Origin of the sequence: Pseudomonas sp. 21LCFQ02 (genome assembly GCF_024129895.2) — a bacterium.
Taxonomy (GTDB): domain Bacteria; phylum Pseudomonadota; class Gammaproteobacteria; order Pseudomonadales; family Pseudomonadaceae; genus Aquipseudomonas.
On sequence record NZ_CM178749.1, the window covers coordinates 1,988,099 to 2,006,760 of the forward strand.

At 61.7% G+C, this 18,662-nt stretch carries 13 protein-coding genes; 12 read left to right on the forward strand and 1 reads right to left on the reverse strand.

Translation table 11 applies throughout. The annotated features are described in order from the left end of the window. Positions 1 to 157 precede the first annotated feature (157 nt). The 12 genes from rnr to azu all read left to right on the forward strand — a co-directional run bounded on the left by rnr (position 158) and on the right by azu (position 17,783). Positions 158 to 2,746, forward strand: coding sequence for a ribonuclease R (gene rnr, locus NJC40_RS09110; protein ID WP_045486837.1), 2,589 nt, complete (start codon positions 158 to 160; stop codon positions 2,744 to 2,746). Continuing rightward, positions 2,743 to 3,489 (forward strand): 23S rRNA (guanosine(2251)-2'-O)-methyltransferase RlmB, encoded by a 747-nt coding sequence (gene rlmB / locus NJC40_RS09115; protein ID WP_253140325.1) that lies wholly within the window; start codon positions 2,743 to 2,745, stop codon positions 3,487 to 3,489. Before rnr ends, rlmB begins: the two co-directional genes overlap by 4 nt. A gap of 292 nt (positions 3,490 to 3,781) precedes the next feature. Then, entirely contained in the window at positions 3,782 to 4,207 is a 426-nt protein-coding gene (gene rpsF / locus NJC40_RS09120; protein WP_045486846.1) for a 30S ribosomal protein S6, read from the forward strand. 28 nt (positions 4,208 to 4,235) lie between these two features. Beyond that, on the forward strand, positions 4,236 to 4,466 hold the full coding sequence (gene rpsR, locus NJC40_RS09125) for a 30S ribosomal protein S18 (RefSeq protein WP_003249563.1): 231 nt from the start codon (positions 4,236 to 4,238) through the stop codon (positions 4,464 to 4,466). Between the two features lie 38 nt (positions 4,467 to 4,504). Further along, positions 4,505 to 5,401 (forward strand): YybS family protein, encoded by an 897-nt coding sequence (locus NJC40_RS09130; protein WP_045486849.1) that lies wholly within the window; start codon positions 4,505 to 4,507, stop codon positions 5,399 to 5,401. Positions 5,402 to 5,420: 19 nt separating this feature from the next. After that, on the forward strand, positions 5,421 to 5,867 hold the full coding sequence (gene rplI / locus NJC40_RS09135) for a 50S ribosomal protein L9 (RefSeq protein ID WP_045486850.1): 447 nt from the start codon (positions 5,421 to 5,423) through the stop codon (positions 5,865 to 5,867). Positions 5,868 to 5,982: 115 nt separating this feature from the next. After that, on the forward strand, positions 5,983 to 7,377 hold the full coding sequence (dnaB, locus tag NJC40_RS09140; protein ID WP_045486851.1) for a replicative DNA helicase: 1,395 nt from the start codon (positions 5,983 to 5,985) through the stop codon (positions 7,375 to 7,377). A gap of 204 nt (positions 7,378 to 7,581) precedes the next feature. Further along, positions 7,582 to 9,900, forward strand: a complete 2,319-nt coding sequence (locus tag NJC40_RS09145) for a YgiQ family radical SAM protein (protein WP_045486853.1) — start codon at positions 7,582 to 7,584, stop codon at positions 9,898 to 9,900. Between the two features lie 202 nt (positions 9,901 to 10,102). Further along, positions 10,103 to 13,393 (forward strand): transglutaminase family protein, encoded by a 3,291-nt coding sequence (locus NJC40_RS09150; RefSeq protein WP_253140326.1) that lies wholly within the window; start codon positions 10,103 to 10,105, stop codon positions 13,391 to 13,393. Between the two features lie 103 nt (positions 13,394 to 13,496). Beyond that, positions 13,497 to 15,992 (forward strand): circularly permuted type 2 ATP-grasp protein, encoded by a 2,496-nt coding sequence (locus tag NJC40_RS09155; RefSeq protein ID WP_045486859.1) that lies wholly within the window; start codon positions 13,497 to 13,499, stop codon positions 15,990 to 15,992. Then, positions 15,992 to 16,903, forward strand: a complete 912-nt coding sequence (locus tag NJC40_RS09160; protein WP_253140327.1) for a transglutaminase family protein — start codon at positions 15,992 to 15,994, stop codon at positions 16,901 to 16,903. The genes NJC40_RS09155 and NJC40_RS09160 overlap by 1 nt, the downstream gene beginning before the upstream one ends. A 433-nt stretch (positions 16,904 to 17,336) precedes the next feature. Beyond that, the gene (gene azu / locus NJC40_RS09165; protein WP_045486865.1) at positions 17,337 to 17,783 is read left to right on the forward strand and encodes an azurin; all 447 of its coding nucleotides are present in this window, start codon (positions 17,337 to 17,339) and stop codon (positions 17,781 to 17,783) included. A gap of 51 nt (positions 17,784 to 17,834) precedes the next feature. Here the strand turns inward: azu and nadE are convergent, their stop codons facing one another. Next, positions 17,835 to 18,662: an NAD(+) synthase gene (nadE, locus tag NJC40_RS09170; RefSeq protein WP_253140328.1), complete on the reverse strand. Its 828-nt coding sequence runs from the start codon at positions 18,660 to 18,662 to the stop codon at positions 17,835 to 17,837.

Below are 18,662 nucleotides of genomic sequence, written 5' to 3' on the forward strand. Positions count from 1 at the left end.
GTTGTGGTGCGCATCATAGGGATGGCATGAAAGCCTGTAAAGCTCTTTTTTAAGGTTTTTGAAAAAAAGTGACTGGATGGGGTTAGACGCCTTCATTTAGCGTTTCAATCCCGTATATGCGAAACTGCGCCCTTACAGATAAGGTGAATGAATACTAATGGCCGATTGGCAATCCCTCGATCCCGAGGCCGCCCGTGAAGCGGAAAAATACGAAAACCCCATTCCCAGCCGCGAGCTGATCCTGCATCACCTCGCTGAGCGTGGTTCGCCCGCTGCCCGTGAGCAGCTGGTCGACGAATTCGGTCTGACCACCGAAGACCAGATCGAAGCCCTGCGCCGCCGTTTGCGGGCCATGGAGCGCGATGGTCAACTGATTTACACCCGTCGCGGCACCTATGCGCCGGTCGACAAGCTGGACCTGATTCTGGGTCGCGTGTCGGGCCACCGTGACGGCTTCGGCTTTCTGGTTCCGGACGATGGTTCCGATGACCTGTTCCTGAGCCCGGCACAGATGCGCCTGGTGTTCGACGGCGACCGTGGCCTGGCGCGTGTGGCCGGTTTTGATCGTCGTGGTCGCCGCGAAGGGGTGATTGTCGAAGTCATCTCCCGTGGGCATGAAACCATCGTGGGTCGCTACTACGAAGAAAGCGGCATTGGTTTCGTGGTGCCTGACAATCCCAAGGTCCAGCAGGAAGTGCTGATCACCCAGGGACGTAACGGTGGCGCCAAGGTGGGCCAGTTCGTCTCGGTGAAGATTACCCACTGGCCGACCCCGCGCTTCCAGCCTCAAGGTGACGTGGTCGAAGTGGTAGGCAACTACATGGCTCCGGGCATGGAAATCGACGTTGCGCTGCGCAGCTACGATATTCCGCATGTCTGGCCGCAAGGGGTGCTCAAGGAGGCCGGGCGCCTCAAGCCCGAAGTCGAAGAGCGCGACAAGGCCAACCGCATCGACCTGCGCCATCTGCCGTTCGTGACCATCGACGGCGAAGATGCCCGCGACTTCGACGATGCGGTGTACTGCGAAGCGCGCCCCGGCAAACTGCGGCTGTTCTCCGGTGGCTGGAAGCTGTACGTGGCGATTGCCGACGTTTCCAGTTATGTGAAAGTTGACTCGGCGCTGGATGCCGAGGCCCAGGTGCGTGGCAACTCGGTGTATTTCCCCGAGCGCGTCGTGCCCATGCTGCCGGAAGAACTGTCCAATGGCCTGTGCTCGCTGAATCCGCATGTCGATCGCCTTGCCATGGTCTGCGAGATGGATTTCTCCAAGACCGGCGAGATGGTCGATTACGTGTTCTATGAAGCCGTGATCCACTCCCATGCGCGCCTGACCTATAACAAGGTCAGCACCATCCTTGAGCACTCGCGTACTTCCGAAGCACGCAAGCTGCGTGAGCAATACAACGAAGTGGTGCCGGACCTCAAGCAACTGTATGCACTGTACAAGGTGCTGCTGGGCGCACGGCATGCGCGTGGTGCCATCGATTTCGAAACCCAGGAAACCCGCATCATCTTCGGTGCCGAGCGCAAGATCGCCGAGATCCGCCCGACCACCCGCAACGATGCGCACAAGCTGATCGAGGAGTGCATGCTGGCGGCCAACGTGGCCACTGCCGAATTCCTCAAGAAGCACGAGATTCCTGCCCTGTACCGGGTGCATGACGGCCCGCCGCCAGAGCGTCTGGAAAAGCTCAGTGCCTTTCTTGGTGAGCTGGGGCTTTCGCTGCACAAGGGCAAAGAGGGGCCAACCCCGAAGGATTACCAGGCGCTGCTGGAAACCGTGCGTGAACGCCCGGACCATCACCTGATCCAGACCGTGATGTTGCGTTCGTTGAGCCAGGCAGTCTACACCTCCGACAACAACGGCCACTTCGGCCTGAACTACGAGGCCTACACGCACTTCACCTCGCCAATCCGTCGCTATCCGGACCTGCTGACCCACCGTGCGATCCGCAGTGTGATCCGTTCCAAGCGCGAGACGCCCCATGTGCGGCGTGCTGGCGGGGCGACCATTCCCAAGGCGCGGATCTATCCGTACGACGAAACAAGCCTTGAGCAACTGGGCGAGCAGTGCTCGATGAGCGAGCGCCGTGCCGACGAGGCCACCCGCGACGTGGTCAACTGGCTCAAGTGCGAGTACATGAAAGACCGCGTGGGTGAGACGTTCCCGGGTGTCATTACCGCCGCGACCGGCTTTGGCCTGTTTGTCGAGCTGACTGACATCTATGTCGAAGGCATGGTGCATGTCACTGCCTTGCCGGACGACTACTACCATTACGACCCTGTGCACCATCGCCTGGCTGGTGAGCGCAGCGGGCGCAGCTACCGCTTGGGCGACAGCATTGAAGTGAAGGTCATGCGCGTCAATCTGGACGAGCGCAAGATCGACTTCGAAGTGCCGGCCGGTTCAGCGACTGCAGCTGCACCGCGCAAGCGTCAGTTGCAGGGGCAAAATCAGGGGCAGAGCCAATCGCCTTTCAGTGAGCCGCCTGCAGCGCCGGCAAAAAAAGAGCGGCGCGCCACTTCAGGCAAACGTGCGGTGGCTGATGCTTACTATCCGAGCGATGCCGTGGCCAAAAACGCCGAGGTGCGCAAGAGCCGGGAAATGAAAAAGGCGCTGCTGGCCGAAGCCAAGGGTGCTGGCAAGTCTTCAGGCAAGTCCTCATCGCACAGCGGTGAGCCTGCAGGCAAGCCGACCAAGCATCGCAAGGGGCCATCGCGGTCCAAGTCCAAGGGCAAGTCATGAGTGAGCTGGAAAAAGTCTACGGCGTGCATGCCGTAGAGGCGTTGTTGCGTCATCACCCCAAACGGGTCAAGCAGATCTGGCTGGCGGAAGGGCGCAGCGAGCCGCGGGTGCAGAACCTGGTTGAACTGGCCACGCAGAACCGCGTGCAGATCGGTCAGGCCGAGCGTCGCGAGATGGACGCCTGGGTTGAAGGCGTGCATCAGGGTGTGGTCGCGGAAGTCAGCCCCAGCCAGGTCTGGGGCGAGGCGATGCTCGATGAGTTGCTTGAGCGTCATGAAGGCACGCCATTGCTGCTGGTGCTCGACGGCGTGACCGATCCGCACAACCTCGGTGCCTGTCTGCGCACCGCCGATGCCGCCGGTGCGCTGGCGGTGATCGTGCCCAAGGACAAATCGGCAACCCTCAATGCCACGGTGCGTAAAGTGGCCTGTGGTGCCGCTGAGGTCATCCCGCTGGTGGCGGTAACCAACCTGGCGCGTAGCCTGGAAAAACTGCAAAAACGCGGCGTGTGGATCGTCGGCACTGCGGGCGAAGCCGAGCAGGAGCTGTACCAGCAGGATCTTACCGGGCCGATCGCCATTGTCATGGGCGCCGAAGGCAAAGGCATGCGCCGCCTGACCCGCGAGCATTGCGATTTTCTGGTGCGCCTGCCCATGGCCGGCAGCGTCAGCAGCCTCAATGTCTCGGTTGCGACCGGTGTGTGTCTGTTCGAAGCCCTGCGCCAGCGCGGCAGCAAGCGCTAGGCGCTGCGTGCCAGCTACAAGCTGTAAGCGACAAGCTACAAGAAAAAGCAGAACCGGGCGGACACAGTATTCCCGTTTGCCACGATCTGCCTTTGTTCTAGCTTGCAGCTTGCAGCTGCTCATTGCTCAATAATTCACCAATGTTCTTGCGCCACCTCCGGCGCTTCTCTACAATTGCGCCCCTTGCTGTCATGGCAGGCGTTCATGCGCCTGTGACGAGCAAGATCAGAACGAGTCATTCACTCCTTGTCTGACCGCGCAAGCGGCAGGCTACAACCCGTAAGGAGCATTCATGCGTCATTACGAAATCATCTTTCTGGTTCACCCGGACCAGAGCGAACAAGTCGGCGGCATGGTCGAGCGTTACACCAAGCTGATCGAAGAAGACGGCGGCAAGATCCACCGCCTGGAAGACTGGGGCCGTCGTCAACTGGCCTACGCCATCAACAACGTTCACAAGGCTCACTACGTGATGCTGAACGTTGAGTGCTCCGGCAAGGCTCTGGCCGAACTGGAAGACAACTTCCGTTACAACGACGCCGTGATCCGTAACCTGGTCATCCGTCGTGACGAAGCTGTTACCGGCCAGTCCGAGATGCTCAAGGCTGAAGAAAACCGCAGCGAGCGCCGTGAGCGTCGCGATCGTCCTGAGCACGCTGACAGCGCCGATGGCGACGACAGCGACAACAGCGACGTTAGCGATAGCGCTGACGAGTAATCCACGGACCTTTTGAGGAGCCTATTAAATGGCACGTTTCTTCCGTCGTCGTAAATTCTGCCGCTTCACCGCTGAAGACGTGAAAGAGATCGATTTCAAAGATCTCAACACTCTGAAAGCCTACGTATCGGAAACCGGCAAAATCGTTCCAAGCCGTATCACCGGTACCAAAGCTCGCTATCAGCGTCAGCTGGCCACCGCTATCAAGCGCGCCCGCTTCCTGGCCTTGCTGCCTTACACCGACAGCCACGGCCGCTGAGACCGGGTCGTCGACAAGCGTAACAAGGGATAGATCGCATGCGTGCCTTGGCTGAATTGATCATGCGCGGCCGTATGCAGGCCACCTTCGTGGTGGTCGGATGTGCGGCATTGCCGCTGCTGTTCTGGTTGAGTGCTGCCGCAGGATGCCTGGTGCTTCTGCGACGCGGGTTCAGCGATGCCGCCGGCATCCTGGCCTGGGCTCTGCTGCCGGCTTTGGCCTGGTGGTATTTCGGCGAACCGCGCACCGCCATGGTGTTGGTCGGATCGCTCGGCCTGGCAATGGTTTTGCGTGCCAGCGAGTCCTGGGCCCGTGTGTTACTCGCCAGTGTGGCGTGGGGACTGATGTATGCAGTGATCCTGGGAGCGGTATTCCGCGAACCTATCGAGCTGTTGTCGCAGGAGATTCAGAAACACCTGCCGACAATGCTCGCCGGCCTCTACGAGCAAATGAGCGTAGAAGAGCGGGCCCGTCTGGGATCCCTGATTGCACCGGTACTCAATGGCCTGATAGCGGCTTTGTTGCAGATCGTCAGTGTGCTGACCCTGATGCTGGGGCGTTACTGGCAAGCGTTGTTGTACAACCCTGGCGGTTTCGGGCGCGAATTTCGTGCCGTGAGACTGTCGCCAATACCGATGCTGGTACTGGTGGTTGCCATGCTGGTCGGGCCGAATTTCGGTCCCCACATGGCCATGCTGACACCTCTGTGCAGCGTGCCGCTGGTCTTTGCAGGGCTGGCACTGGTTCATGGCCTGGTCGCTGAAAAGCGTCTTGGCAAATTCTGGCTGGTGGGGATGTATGTCGCGCTGCTGTTATTCATGCAACTGATCTATCCGTTGCTCGTGGTTCTGGCCATTGTCGACAGCCTGATTGATTTTCGCGGCCGCCGGGGGTCGAAAGACGCCGGTAACGGTCCTGCGAACGGTGAAGGTTAAAAGTTTAGAGGATTTCCACATGCAACTGATCCTTCTGGAAAAAGTCGCCAACCTGGGCAACCTGGGCGACAAAGTAAACGTTAAGGCCGGCTACGGTCGTAACTACCTGCTGCCTTACGGCAAAGCCACCCCTGCGACCCCAGCCAACCTGGCTGCGTTCGAAGAGCGTCGTGCTGAGCTGGAGCAACTGGCTGCAGACAAGAAAGCTTCGGCTGAAAGCCGCGCTGCCCAACTGGCCGAGCTGGAAGTGACCATCACTGCCACCGCTGGCGACGAAGGCAAGCTGTTCGGTTCGATCGGCACCCACGACATCGCTGACGCACTGACCGCCTCCGGCGTTGAAGTTGCCAAGAGCGAAGTTCGTCTGCCGAACGGCACCATCCGTAACGTCGGCGAGTACGACGTTGCCGTGCACCTGCACAGCGACGTTGATGCGACCGTTCGCGTTGTCGTGGTGGCTGCGTAAGCAGTACGTGATGCTCTGGCGGCTGGCCCGCCAGAGGATTAACATCGGGCACGATCCTGTTTACAGGTCGTGCCCTTTGTCTTTCTGAAATGAGTAACTACTAATTCCAGTGGCCATGAACGACATTTCCGCCCCCGAGCAATACGATCTGCAAACCGCTGCCCTCAAGGTGCCGCCGCATTCCATCGAGGCCGAACAGGCTGTGCTGGGTGGTCTGATGCTGGACAACAACGCCTGGGAGCGCGTGCTCGATCAAGTATCCGATGGCGATTTCTATCGACATGACCACCGCCTGATCTTCCGGGCCATTGCCCGGCTGGCCGATCAGAACCTGCCGATCGACGTCGTGACCCTGTCAGAGCAACTCGACAAGGAAGGCCAGACCTCTCAGGTCGGCGGCCTTGGCTACCTCAGCGAGCTGGCCAAGAACACCCCGTCGGTGGCCAACATCAAGGCCTATGCGCAGATCGTCCGCCAGCGTGCGACCCTGCGGCAACTGATCGGTATCAGCAACGATATCGCCGACAGCGCGTTCAACCCTGAAGGCCGCACTGCCGAGGAAATTCTCGACGAGGCCGAGCGGCAGATCTTCCAGATCGCCGAGGCGCGTCCCAAGACTGGCGGCCCGGTCGGCGTCAATGACCTGCTGACCCGCGCCATCGACCGCATCGACACGCTGTTCAACAGCAACAATGCGATCACCGGCTTGTCCACTGGCTATACCGATCTGGATGACAAAACCAGCGGGCTGCAGCCGGCCGACCTGATCATCGTTGCCGGTCGTCCATCGATGGGTAAGACCACCTTTGCCATGAACCTGGTCGAAAACGCCGTGCTGCGCAGCGAAAAGGCCGTGCTGGTCTACTCGCTGGAGATGCCAGGCGAATCGCTGATGATGCGGATGCTGTCATCGCTGGGGCGTATCGACCAGACCAAGATCCGCTCCGGGCAACTGGACGATGATGACTGGCCGCGTCTGACCTCGGCAGTCAACCTGCTCAACGACCGCAAGCTGTTCATCGACGATACCGCAGGCATCAGCCCGTCGGAAATGCGCGCCCGAACCCGGCGCGTCGCCCGCGAGCATGGCGATATTGGCATGATCATGATCGACTACCTGCAGTTGATGAAAATTCCAGGTGCCGGCGGCGAGAACCGGACCAACGAAATCTCCGAGATTTCCCGCTCCCTCAAGGCACTGGCCAAGGAATTCAACTGCCCGGTCATCGCCCTGTCGCAGCTCAACCGCTCTCTGGAGCAACGGCCGAACAAACGCCCGATCAACTCCGACCTTCGTGAATCCGGAGCGATCGAGCAGGACGCCGACGTGATCATGTTCGTCTACCGCGATGAGGTCTACCACCCGGAGACCGAGTTCAAGGGGGTTGCGGAAATCATCATCGGTAAACAGCGTAACGGCCCGATCGGCACGTCACGGCTGGCGTTCATCGGTAAATACACCCGCTTCGAAAACCTCGCGCCGGGCAGTTATCAGTTCGACGATGATTGATCCTGCCGGCACTTTGTTCTGGTGACAGCTTGTCGGCCTGGTGTTCCACACCGGCCCGGCTGTCATATAAAAACGCGAAGCTTTGCCGGGTGCGCAGCAACCCCAAACAAGCTGACAAATCCGACCACTACCGTCGGATGTGGTCAAAATTTGTGCTATATTCCGCGCCCGCGATTTTCCTGCACTCCGAGACTGGGCACCGCCATGCAAGCAGCCAAGCCGTTATTTGACTATCCCAAGTACTGGGCCGAATGTTTCGGACCAGCGCCTTTCCTGCCGATGAGCCGGGAAGAGATGGATCAACTGGGCTGGGATTCCTGCGACATCATCATCGTGACCGGTGATGCTTATGTCGATCATCCCTCCTTCGGCATGGCGATCATTGGCCGGCTGCTGGAGTCTCAGGGCTTCCGCGTCGGGATCATTGCCCAGCCTGACTGGCAGTCCAAGGACGACTTCATGAAGCTTGGCGAGCCGAATCTGTTTTTCGGCGTTGCAGCGGGCAACATGGACTCGATGATCAACCGCTATACGGCGGACAAGAAAATCCGTTCCGATGACGCCTATACGCCCGGCGGCATGGCCGGCAAGCGTCCGGACCGCGCCAGCCTGGTGTATAGCCAGCGCTGCAAGGAAGCCTACAAGCATGTGCCGATCATCCTCGGCGGCATTGAGGCTTCGCTGCGCCGCATTGCCCACTATGACTACTGGCAGGACAAAGTGCGGCATTCGATCCTGGTCGATGCCTGCGCCGATATCCTGCTGTACGGCAACGCCGAGCGCGCCGTGGTCGAGGTGGCCCAGCGCCTGTCGTGGGGTGAGAAGATCGAAGACATCACCGATATTCGCGGCACTGTGTTCGTGCGCCGTGATACCCCCAAAGGCTGGTATGAAGTCGACTCGACCCGCATTGACCGGCCGGGCAAGGTCGACAAGATCATCAACCCCTATGTGAACACTCAGGACACCCAGGCCTGCGCCATCGAGCAGGCCAAGGGCGAGGTCGAGGACCCCAACGAAGCCAAGGTCGTGCAGATCCTCGAAAGCCCGCGCATGACCCGCGACAAGACCGTGATCCGTCTGCCGTCCTTCGAGAAAGTGCGCAACGACCCGGTGCTCTACGCCCACGCCAACCGCGTGCTGCACCTGGAAACCAACCCCGGCAACGCGCGGGCGCTGGTGCAGAAGCATGGCGACACGGATATCTGGCTGAACCCGCCACCGATTCCGATGACCACCGAAGAAATGGACTACGTGTTCGGCATGCCTTATGCGCGAGTACCGCACCCGGCGTACGGCAAGGAGAAGATTCCTGCCTACGAGATGATCCGTTTCTCGGTGAACATCATGCGTGGCTGCTTCGGTGGCTGCACCTTCTGCTCGATCACCGAGCACGAGGGGCGGATCATCCAGAACCGCTCCCACGAGTCGATCATCCGCGAAATCGAAGAGATCCGCGATAAGGTGCCAGGCTTTACCGGGGTGATTTCCGACCTCGGCGGGCCGACCGCCAACATGTACCGCATTGCCTGCAAGAGCCCGGAAATCGAATCCGCGTGCCGCAAGCCATCGTGCGTGTTCCCGGGCATCTGCCCGAACCTCAATACCGATCACTCTGCGCTGATCCAGCTGTACCGCAGTGCTCGCGCGTTGCCGGGGGTGAAGAAGATTCTGATTGCCTCGGGCCTGCGTTACGACCTGGCCGTGGAGTCGCCGGAGTATGTGAAGGAGCTGGTAACCCACCACGTCGGCGGTTACCTGAAGATTGCCCCGGAGCATACCGAGGAAGGTCCGCTCAACCAGATGATGAAGCCGGGCATCGGCAGCTACGACCGCTTCAAGCGCATGTTCGAGAAGTTCTCGAAAGAAGCGGGCAAGGAGCAGTATCTGATTCCGTACTTCATCGCGGCCCACCCCGGCACTACCGACGAAGACATGATGAATCTGGCGCTGTGGCTCAAGCGCAACGGCTTCCGCGCCGACCAGGTACAGGCGTTCTACCCGTCGCCGATGGCTTCGGCTACCGCGATGTACCACTCGGGCAAGAACCCGCTGCGCAAGGTCACCTATAAGAGTGAAGGGGTGAACATCGTCAAGAGCGATGAGCAGCGCCGTCTGCACAAGGCGTTCCTGCGCTATCACGACCCCAAAGGCTGGCCGATGCTGCGCGAGGCGCTGGAGCGCATGGGGCGTAGCGACCTGATCGGGCCGGGCAAGGATCAACTGATTCCGCTGCATCAGCCGGCCACCGACAGCTACCAGAGTGCCCGGCGCAAGAACTCCACGCCATCGGGCAGCCACAAGGTGGGCAAAGGCAGCGCGACCGGGAACGGTGGTGGCAAGATCCTGACCCAGCACACCGGCCTGCCACCGCGTGGCAGCGATGGCAGCAAGCCGTGGGACAAGCGCGAGCAGGCCAAGGCCGCCGCCGAAGCCCGCCACAAGGAAGCCGCGCGCGAGCGCGCCCAGGCCAACAAGAAGGGCGGCAAGAAGCCGGCCCGTCAGCCCGTGCTGCCGCGCTAAATGAACACGCCAACCTTCGGGTTGGCGTTTTTATTTCGGCTCCGTTCTTGTGCATCCACCCCTATTCAGAGCATGGTGTGGCGTAATCCTGGTGCTCTGCTTGACTGACTAGCCATCACCCACGCCTCGGGCGTCGTGCATGCCGACGATGGCATAAGTCTTGCGCGGCCCAGGGACTGTCCAGGCTCGCAGGAGGCTCGCCGTGTCGATTCACATCGCCTTGCACCATGTTACCCATTACCGTTACGAGCGCCCTATTGCTCTGGGCCCGCAGGTGGTTCGCCTGCGCCCGGCGGCGCACAGCCGCACGCGGATCCTCTCGTACTCCCTGAAGGTGCAACCGCAAGAGCACTTCATCAACTGGCAACAGGACCCGCAGGGCAATTACCTGGCCCGTCTGGTGTTTCCCGAGAAGACCCGCGAACTGCGTATCGAGGTCGATCTGGTCGCGGAAATGGTGGTGTTCAACCCGTTCGACTTCTTTCTTGAGCCATATGCCGAGAAGATCCCGTTCGCCTACAGCGCTGATGAGCAGCGCGAGCTGAGCTCGTTTCTGGAAAAGCTGCCGCTGACGCCGAAGTTTGCCGCCTATCTTGACGGCATCAGCCGTGAGCCGTTGGCAAGCATCGACTTTCTGGTGGCGCTCAACCAGCGCGTGCACGCTGACATCAGCTACCTGATCCGTATGGAGCCTGGTGTACAGACCCCTGAACAAACCCTGGAGAATGCCTCGGGCTCGTGCCGCGACTCGGCCTGGCTGCTGGTACAACTGCTGCGTCATTTAGGCCTGGCAGCGCGTTTCGTTTCGGGCTACCTGATCCAGCTCAAGGCTGACGTCCAGGCCCTCGACGGGCCGTCGGGCACCGAGGTCGATTTCACCGATCTGCACGCCTGGTGCGAGGTGTACCTGCCAGGCGCGGGCTGGGTCGGCCTGGATGCGACCTCGGGCTTGCTGGCGGGCGAAGGGCATATTCCACTGGCGTGCAGCCCCGAGCCTTCCTCGGCGGCACCAATCAGCGGGGTTCTGGAGCCGTGCGAAAGCGAGTTCAGCCACAGCATGTCAGTGCAGCGGATCTGGGAAGCGCCGCGGGTCACCCAGCCCTACAGCGATGAGCAATGGGCCGAAATTCTGGCCCTTGGCGAACAGATCGATCACGACCTGCAAGAAGGTGATGTGCGCCTGACCATGGGCGGCGAGCCGACCTTCGTGTCGATTGACGACCGTGATGGTCAGGAGTGGAGCACCGCAGCCCTGGGGCCGAACAAGCGGCGTCTGTCGGCTGAACTGTTCCAGCGCCTGCGTGAGCATTACGCGCCGCAGTCACTGGTGCATTTCGGGCAGGGCAAGTGGTACCCCGGCGAGCAATTGCCGCGTTGGTCGCTGAACTGCTTCTGGCGCAAGGACGGCCAGCCGGTGTGGCGCAACCCGGCGCTGATCGCTGATGAAAACCGCGACCATGGCGCCGACAGCGAGCTGGCCGGGCGCTTTCTGGCCAGTGTCGCCGAGCGCTTGGGCGTAGCCCCGCGCTTCGTGTTTGCGGCTTATGAAGACAACCTTTACTACCTCTGGCGTGAAGGGCAGTTGCCGGTCAATGTCAGCGCTGAAGACTCACGGCTGGACGATGAGCTAGAGCGCGCCCGGCTGCGCAAGGTATTCACTCAGGGGCTGGACAAGGTGGTCGGCCAGGTGTTGCCACTGGCCCGCACCGCGGACGGCAAGCATTGGCAGAGCGGGCGCTGGTATCTGCGCGGCCAGCATTGCCGTCTGGTGCCGGGTGACTCGGCGCTGGGCTACCGTTTGCCGCTGGCTTCGCAGCCCTGGGTGAGCGCGGCCGAGTATCCGTTTATCCATCCTGAAGACCCGAACCAGCCGTTTGCCGAGCTGGCTGAACTTGCCGATGAGCCTGCGCTGTCTGGCAGCCAGGAGAATGAGCATGCGCCGCTCATTGATGAGTCGGCCGACTGGCTGACCCGTACCGCGCTGTGCGCCGAGGCCCGCAACGGGCGCCTGTATCTGTTCATGCCGCCGCTGCAGAAGCTCGAAGAGTATCTGGCGTTGGTGGCGGTGATCGAGGCCACCGCCGAAGAGCTCAAATGCCCGGTGTTGCTGGAAGGCTACGAGCCGCCCGGCGACCCGCGGCTGGCGAACTTCAGGATCACCCCCGATCCTGGGGTCATCGAGGTCAATGTTCAGCCTTCGGCGAGCTGGAGCGAGCTGGTCGAGCGCACCGGCTTTCTCTACGAGCAAGCACGCCTGACGCGGCTGACCACCGAGAAGTTCATGATTGACGGTCGGCATGTCGGCACCGGGGGTGGCAATCACTTCGTGCTGGGCGGCGCTACCCCGGCAGACTCGCCGTTCCTGCGCCGCCCCGATCTGCTGCGCAGCCTGATCAGCTACTGGCACAACCACCCCTCGCTGTCTTACCTGTTCTCGGGGCTGTTCATCGGCCCGACCTCCCAGGCGCCGCGCATCGACGAAGCGCGCAATGACTCGCTGTACGAGCTGGAGATCGCCTTTGCCCAGTTCCCGGCACCGGGTGAGGACGTCGCGCCGTGGCTGGTCGATCGCTTGCTGCGTAACCTGCTTATCGATGTGACGGGCAATACTCATCGGGCGGAGTTCTGCATCGACAAGCTCTATTCGCCGGACAGCAGCAGCGGTCGCCTGGGGCTGCTGGAACTGCGCGGCTTCGAGATGCCGCCGCATGCCCGCATGAGTCTGGCCCAGCAGTTGTTGCTGCGGGCACTGGTGGCGCGTTTCTGGCGTGAACCCTACGCGCCGCAACGCTTGGCGCGTTGGGGTACAGAGCTGCATGACCGGTTCATGCTGCCGTACTTCATCGAGCAGGATTTCGCGGATGTGATCACCGAACTCAACCAGGCCGGTTACCCGCTCAAGAGCGAGTGGTTCGCCGCACACCTGGAGTTTCGCTTTCCCAAGCTGGGCGACTACGCGGTCAATGGCATCGAGCTGCAACTGCATCAGGCGCTGGAACCCTGGCATGTACTGGGGGAGGAAGGCTCAGGTTCCGGCGCTGTGCGCTATGTGGATTCGTCACTGGAGCGCGTTCAGGTACACCTCAAGGGGCTGGCGCCGCAGCGCTACGTGCTGACCTGCAACGGTATACCGGTGCCGCTGCAACCGACCGGGCAGGCCGGGGAGTTTGTCGCCGGGGTGCGCTATCGCGCCTGGCAGCCGGCCAGTTGCCTGCAACCGACCATTGGTGTGCACGCGCCGCTGGTGTTCGATCTGGTCGATACATGGATGCAGCGCTCGTTGGGTGGCTGCGAGTATCATGTCGCGCATCCGGGCGGCCGCAACTTCGAGACCTTGCCAGTCAATGGCAATGAAGCGCAGAGTCGACGCCTGGCGCGTTTTCAGCGAATCGGTCATACACCGGGCAAGATCAGTGTGGCGCCGCTCAACATTAGCGACGAGCTGCCGATGACGCTGGATATGCGTCGTCATCAACCCGTTCGCCGCAGTTGAGCATGAACGGCAGCCTGGCTTTACCGCCGGCTGCCTGGCGACACCGCAAATGAAACGCGTGTGAGTTAACCTGAAGTCCTCATAGTCGCCTGCCGAGACCTGCATGCCTGATCTGCTCGATCGCTACCCGTTTTCATCGGGAACCTACCACGAGATGCTCGATGAACAGCGGCAGTTGCGCAGTCACTGGCGCCGTTTGCACGAGCAACTGCAACGCAGCAGCCCGGCGCAGTTGATGCAGCGCCAGGCATTGCTGAGCCGGCAGATCCAGGAAAACGGCGTTACCTACAACGTCTATGCCGACCCCAAGGGCGCTGACCGGCCTTGGGAGCTGGACTTGCTGCCGCATGTGATCGACGCCGACGAGTGGCGCCATATCGAAGCCGGCATCGCCCAGCGCGCACGCCTGCTCAACGCGGTGCTGGCCGACCTGTACGGCCCGCAGCGCCTGATCGCCGAAGGTCTGCTGCCTGCCGAGCTGGTATTTGGCCATAACAACTTCCTCTGGCCTTGCCAGGGTGTGTTGACGCCAGACAGCACCTATCTGCACATGTATGCGGTGGATCTGGCACGCACGCCCGACGGCCGCTGGTGGGTGACCGCCGACCGTACCCAGGCACCGTCGGGGGCCGGTTATGCTCTGGAGAACCGCCAGATCGTTGGCCGGGCGTTGCCCGACAGCTACCGTGACATGAAGGTCCGGCACCTGACCGGCTTTTTCGACACGTTGCAACAGACCCTGGCCCGTCAGGCGCCGGCTGGCGATGAGGCGCCGCTGGTGGTGGTGCTGACGCCGGGGCGCTTCAACGAAAGCTATTTCGAACACCTGTACCTGGCCCGCCATCTGGGTTATCCGCTGGTCGAAGGCGGCGACCTGACCGTGCGTGATGCGCGTGTCTACCTGAAGACCCTCAGTGGGCTACGCCGGGTGCATGCCATCATGCGCCGTCTCGATGACGACTTCTGCGACCCGCTGGAACTGCGCACCGACTCTGCGCTGGGGGTGCCGGGGTTGCTGGAGGCGGTGCGTCAGGGCCAGGTACTGGTGGCCAATGCGCTGGGCAGCGGGGTGCTGGAGTCGCCCGGGTTACTGGGTTTTCTGCCGAAAATCAGTGAGCGGTTGTTGGGCGAGCCATTGATCCTGCCGTCGATTGCCACCTGGTGGTGCGGCGAGCCACCGGTGCTGGCCCAGGCCCTGGAAAAGATGCCCGAGCTACTGTTCAAGCCGGCGTTTCCTTCGCAGCGCTTTATCCCGATTCTTGGCCGCGATCTGGATGAGGCTCAGCGTGATACGCTGGCGCAGCGCATCCAGGCCCGGCCCTATGCCTACGTGGCCCAGGAACTGGCGCAGTTATCCCAGGCGCCGGTATTGCAGGACGATGGGCAGAGCCTGCAGGCGCGGGCCATCGGCATGCGGCTTTACGCCGTGGCGGATACGATGGGGTATCGGGTGCTGCCGGGCGGGCTGACCCGGGTGGCAGCACTGGCCAATGCCGATGCGGTCTCGATGCAGCGCGGCGGGGCCAGCAAGGACACCTGGGTGCTGGGTGAGCGCACGCCGGCCAGCGAACCCTGGAAGGGGCGTCGGGTGATCGGTGTGCATGACCTGATCCGCCGCGATCCTTACCTGCCTTCGCGGGTGGTGGAAAACCTCTATTGGTTCGGTCGCTACAGTGAGCGCTGCGACGACAGCGCGCGGTTGTTGCGCATCATGCTGACCCGCTATGTCGACGGTGACGACCCCCTGGCCTTGCAAGCGGCGGTGGAGCTGGCCGAGCGTCTGGGTTTGCTGCCTGATGCCGAGGAGGGCGAGACCCTGCCGCAGCGACTGTTCAGTGCGCTGGCAGGCAAGGAGTGGGTGTTCAGCCTGCGCGCCAACCTGCAGCGCTTGCAGTGGGCGGCCTCGCAGGTGCGCGGCAAGCTGTCGAGGGAGAACTGGCAGGCGCTGGTCGAACTGCAACAAGAGGCTCAGAGTCTGGAAACCGCCGAGCCGGACTTTGGCGAGTTGCTGGACTTTCTCAACCGTCTGGTCATGTCGCTGGCGGCCTTGTCCGGCTTTGCCCTGGACGACATGACCCGTGATGAAGGCTGGAGCTTTCTGATGATTGGCCGGCGCATCGAGCGCTTGCGGTTTCTCAGCACTGCGCTGGCAGGCTACCTGCGTGGCGCAGCGGTCAAGGATCAGGCCGCGCTGGAATGGCTGCTGGAACTGGGCAACAGCAGCATCACCTACCGCTCGCGTTACATGGCGGTGCCGCAGTTGATTCCGGTCCTTGATCTGCTGCTGCTCGATGAGCAAAACCCGCATGCCGTGCTGTTCCAGCTCAAACAGGTGTCGCGCTCGCTGCGCCGGCTGAACGAAGCCTTCGACGCGCCGCGTGATCACAGCCTGGCGAACCTGGCCAGGCGCCTGGCCAGTGTCGACCTCGGCAACCTGGAAAATCCGCTGTTCGGCGACAGCGGCGTGCAGGCTGCACTCGACGCCCTGGCTGAGCTGTTGCAAAGCGTCGGCGATGCCAGCGGGCTGGTGTCCGATCGCTTGGCATTACGCCATTTTGCCCATGTCGATGATATCAGCCAGCGCACGGTGTCCGTCTGATGAGTGCCCGTTACCAGATTCTCCACGATACCCATTACCGCTATGACAGTGCGGTGTCACTGGCGCAGCAACTGGCGCATCTCTGGCCGCGCAGCAATCGCTGGCAGCACTGCACTGAACAGCATCTGGACATCAGCCCGATACCCACCATGCGTCGCGACGAGCTGGATGTGTTCGGTAACCCGGTCACCCGGCTGGCGTTCGAGCGCCCGCACGATGAACTACAGATCAACGCCCGCTTGCAGGTCGAGGTGCTGGCGCGTCCGGAGCTGGATTTTCGCCTGTCCAGCGAATGGGAGCTGGCCTGCGCGGCATTGAGCTACAGCGCCCGGCCGATGGATGCCGGCAGCCTGGATGCCTGCCGCTTCCGTTTCGAGTCGCCTTATGTGCATCTCAAACGGGCCTTTGCCGAATTTTCCGCCGATTGCTTCCCGCCCGGCCGGCCGGTGCTGCAGGGGGCCCAGGCGCTGATGGAAAAGATCTTTCGTGAATTCACCTTCGACGCCGAAGCCACGCAAGTGGCGACGCCGCTGCTGGAGGTGCTCGAGCGGCGTCGCGGGGTGTGTCAGGACTTCGCTCATATGATGCTCGCCTGCCTGCGCTCACGCGGCCTGGCGGCGCGTTACGTCAGCGGCTACCTGCTGACCCAGCCACCCCCTGGCCAGCCACGCCTGATCGGCGCTGACGCCTCCCACGCCTGGGTCTCGGTGTATTGCCCGGCGTCAGGCTGGGTCGATTTCGACCCGACCAACAATATCCAGCCAGCGCTGGAACACATCACTCTGGCCTGGGGCCGGGACTTCTCCGACGTGTCGCCGCTGCGTGGCGTCATCCTCGGCGGCGGCAGCCATGACCCTGAAGTGCGAGTGACCGTGATGCCGCTGGAGGAAGCGCAGATGCGCAATGCGTAGGCGAGGCCGAACGGCGCTCCGGTTGCTGGCGAAGACAGTGGCGTATTCGCAGCAGATGCTGTGACTTTACCGGCCTCTTCACGAGCGAGCTCGTTCCTACAGAGATTGCGCCGACCTTAACTGATCGGCATTACCTCGTCCTTCACCGCGAAAGCGCAGCACCTATGGCTGGTCGAGAGAGTCGTATGGACAATGCGCGCTGGCAGCGCAGGCATAGGCGGCGAAAACACGGCTTAACAGTTCGCTTACCGACATGATGATGGCTCCATGACTTGATGCCGCAAGCCTAGTAGGCTGGCCGCCGTCTGGCTGTTTGATTGTCTGTATGGCACCGATAGTGCCCGGCGGTAGGCACGTTGACGCAGGTCATTGGAACCGGCCCGTCTATCAGGCAGTCTTGGAGCAAGACCGAGTACCCTTTCAGGAGATTTCCATGATTCGCAAACTTCTCGCCGTGTCTTTGCTGACGCTGGCCAGCGGCCAACTGCTGGCGGCCGAATGCAAGGCCACTGTCGATTCCAACGACATGATGCAGTTCACCAGCAAGTCCATTGACGTCGACAAGAGCTGCAAGACGTTCACGGTCGAACTCAAGCACGTCGGCACTCTGCCCAAGAACGTCATGGGCCATAACCTGGTGCTGAGCAAGGCGGCGGATGTGCAGGGCATCGCCACCGACGGCATGGGCGCCGGGGTCGACAAGGATTACCTCAAAGAGGGCGATGCGCGGATCATCGCCCACACCAAACTGATCGGCGGCGGCGAAACCACATCGCTGACCTTCGATGCGACCAAGCTCGATGCCGCAGAAAAATACAAGTTCTTCTGCTCGTTCCCCGGCCATGTGGCGATGATGCAGGGCGACTTGATCCTCAAGTGACCCGCCCGGCGAGCTCATCCCTGTTGCGGATGAGTTCGCTGGTTCAGCCTGTTACGGCGCGTAAGGCAGTTCGCGTTTGTGAGCGGTCTTGGCGTAGGTTTCGCTGATGATCCGGAACGCCTCTTCACTGACCTGCTGGCCATGCAGGAAGGCATCGATCTCGACATAAGTCACGCCATGCGAGGCTTCGTCCGGCTTGCCCGGTGCCAGGTCTTCCAGGTCGGCGGTCGGTACTTTTTCCACCAGATACCCCGGTGCACCGAAGCTGCGGGCAATCGCCCGTACCTGGTTTTTCACCAGGCCGCTCAAAGGCGCCAGGTCGCAAGCGCCGTCACCGAATTTGGTGAAGAAGCCCATCACCGCTTCGGCGGCGTGGTCGGTGCCGATCACCAACCCCTGGTATGCGCCAGCAATGGTGTATTGCGCCACCATACGGGTGCGTGCCTTGGTGTTGCCCACCACGAAGTCCACCGCACCGGCGTGCTGCGCATCGAAGGCCCGAACCTCGGCGACCAGCGCCTGGACGCTTGGTGCGATGTTCACGGTGTGACGCTCGTCCGGGTTGATGAAGTCCACGGCGGCGGTGGCTTCGTGTTCATCCTGTTGCACGTGGTAAGGCAGACGCACCGCAACGAAGCGGTAGCCGTTGTCGCCAGTGCTTTCACGCAGCTCGCGCACCGCGCGCTGGGCCATCAGGCCGGCGGTCAGTGAGTCGACGCCGCCGCTGATGCCCAGTACCAGGGTCTTGAGCCGCGCATTGCGCAGGCATTGCTTGATGAATTCGACCCGGCGGGTCAGGTCGGCTTGCAGCGCTGCCTCATCGGCGAACGGCGGCTGAACCTTGAGTTGTTCGGCAATCTGGCGTTGCAGGGCTTGCAT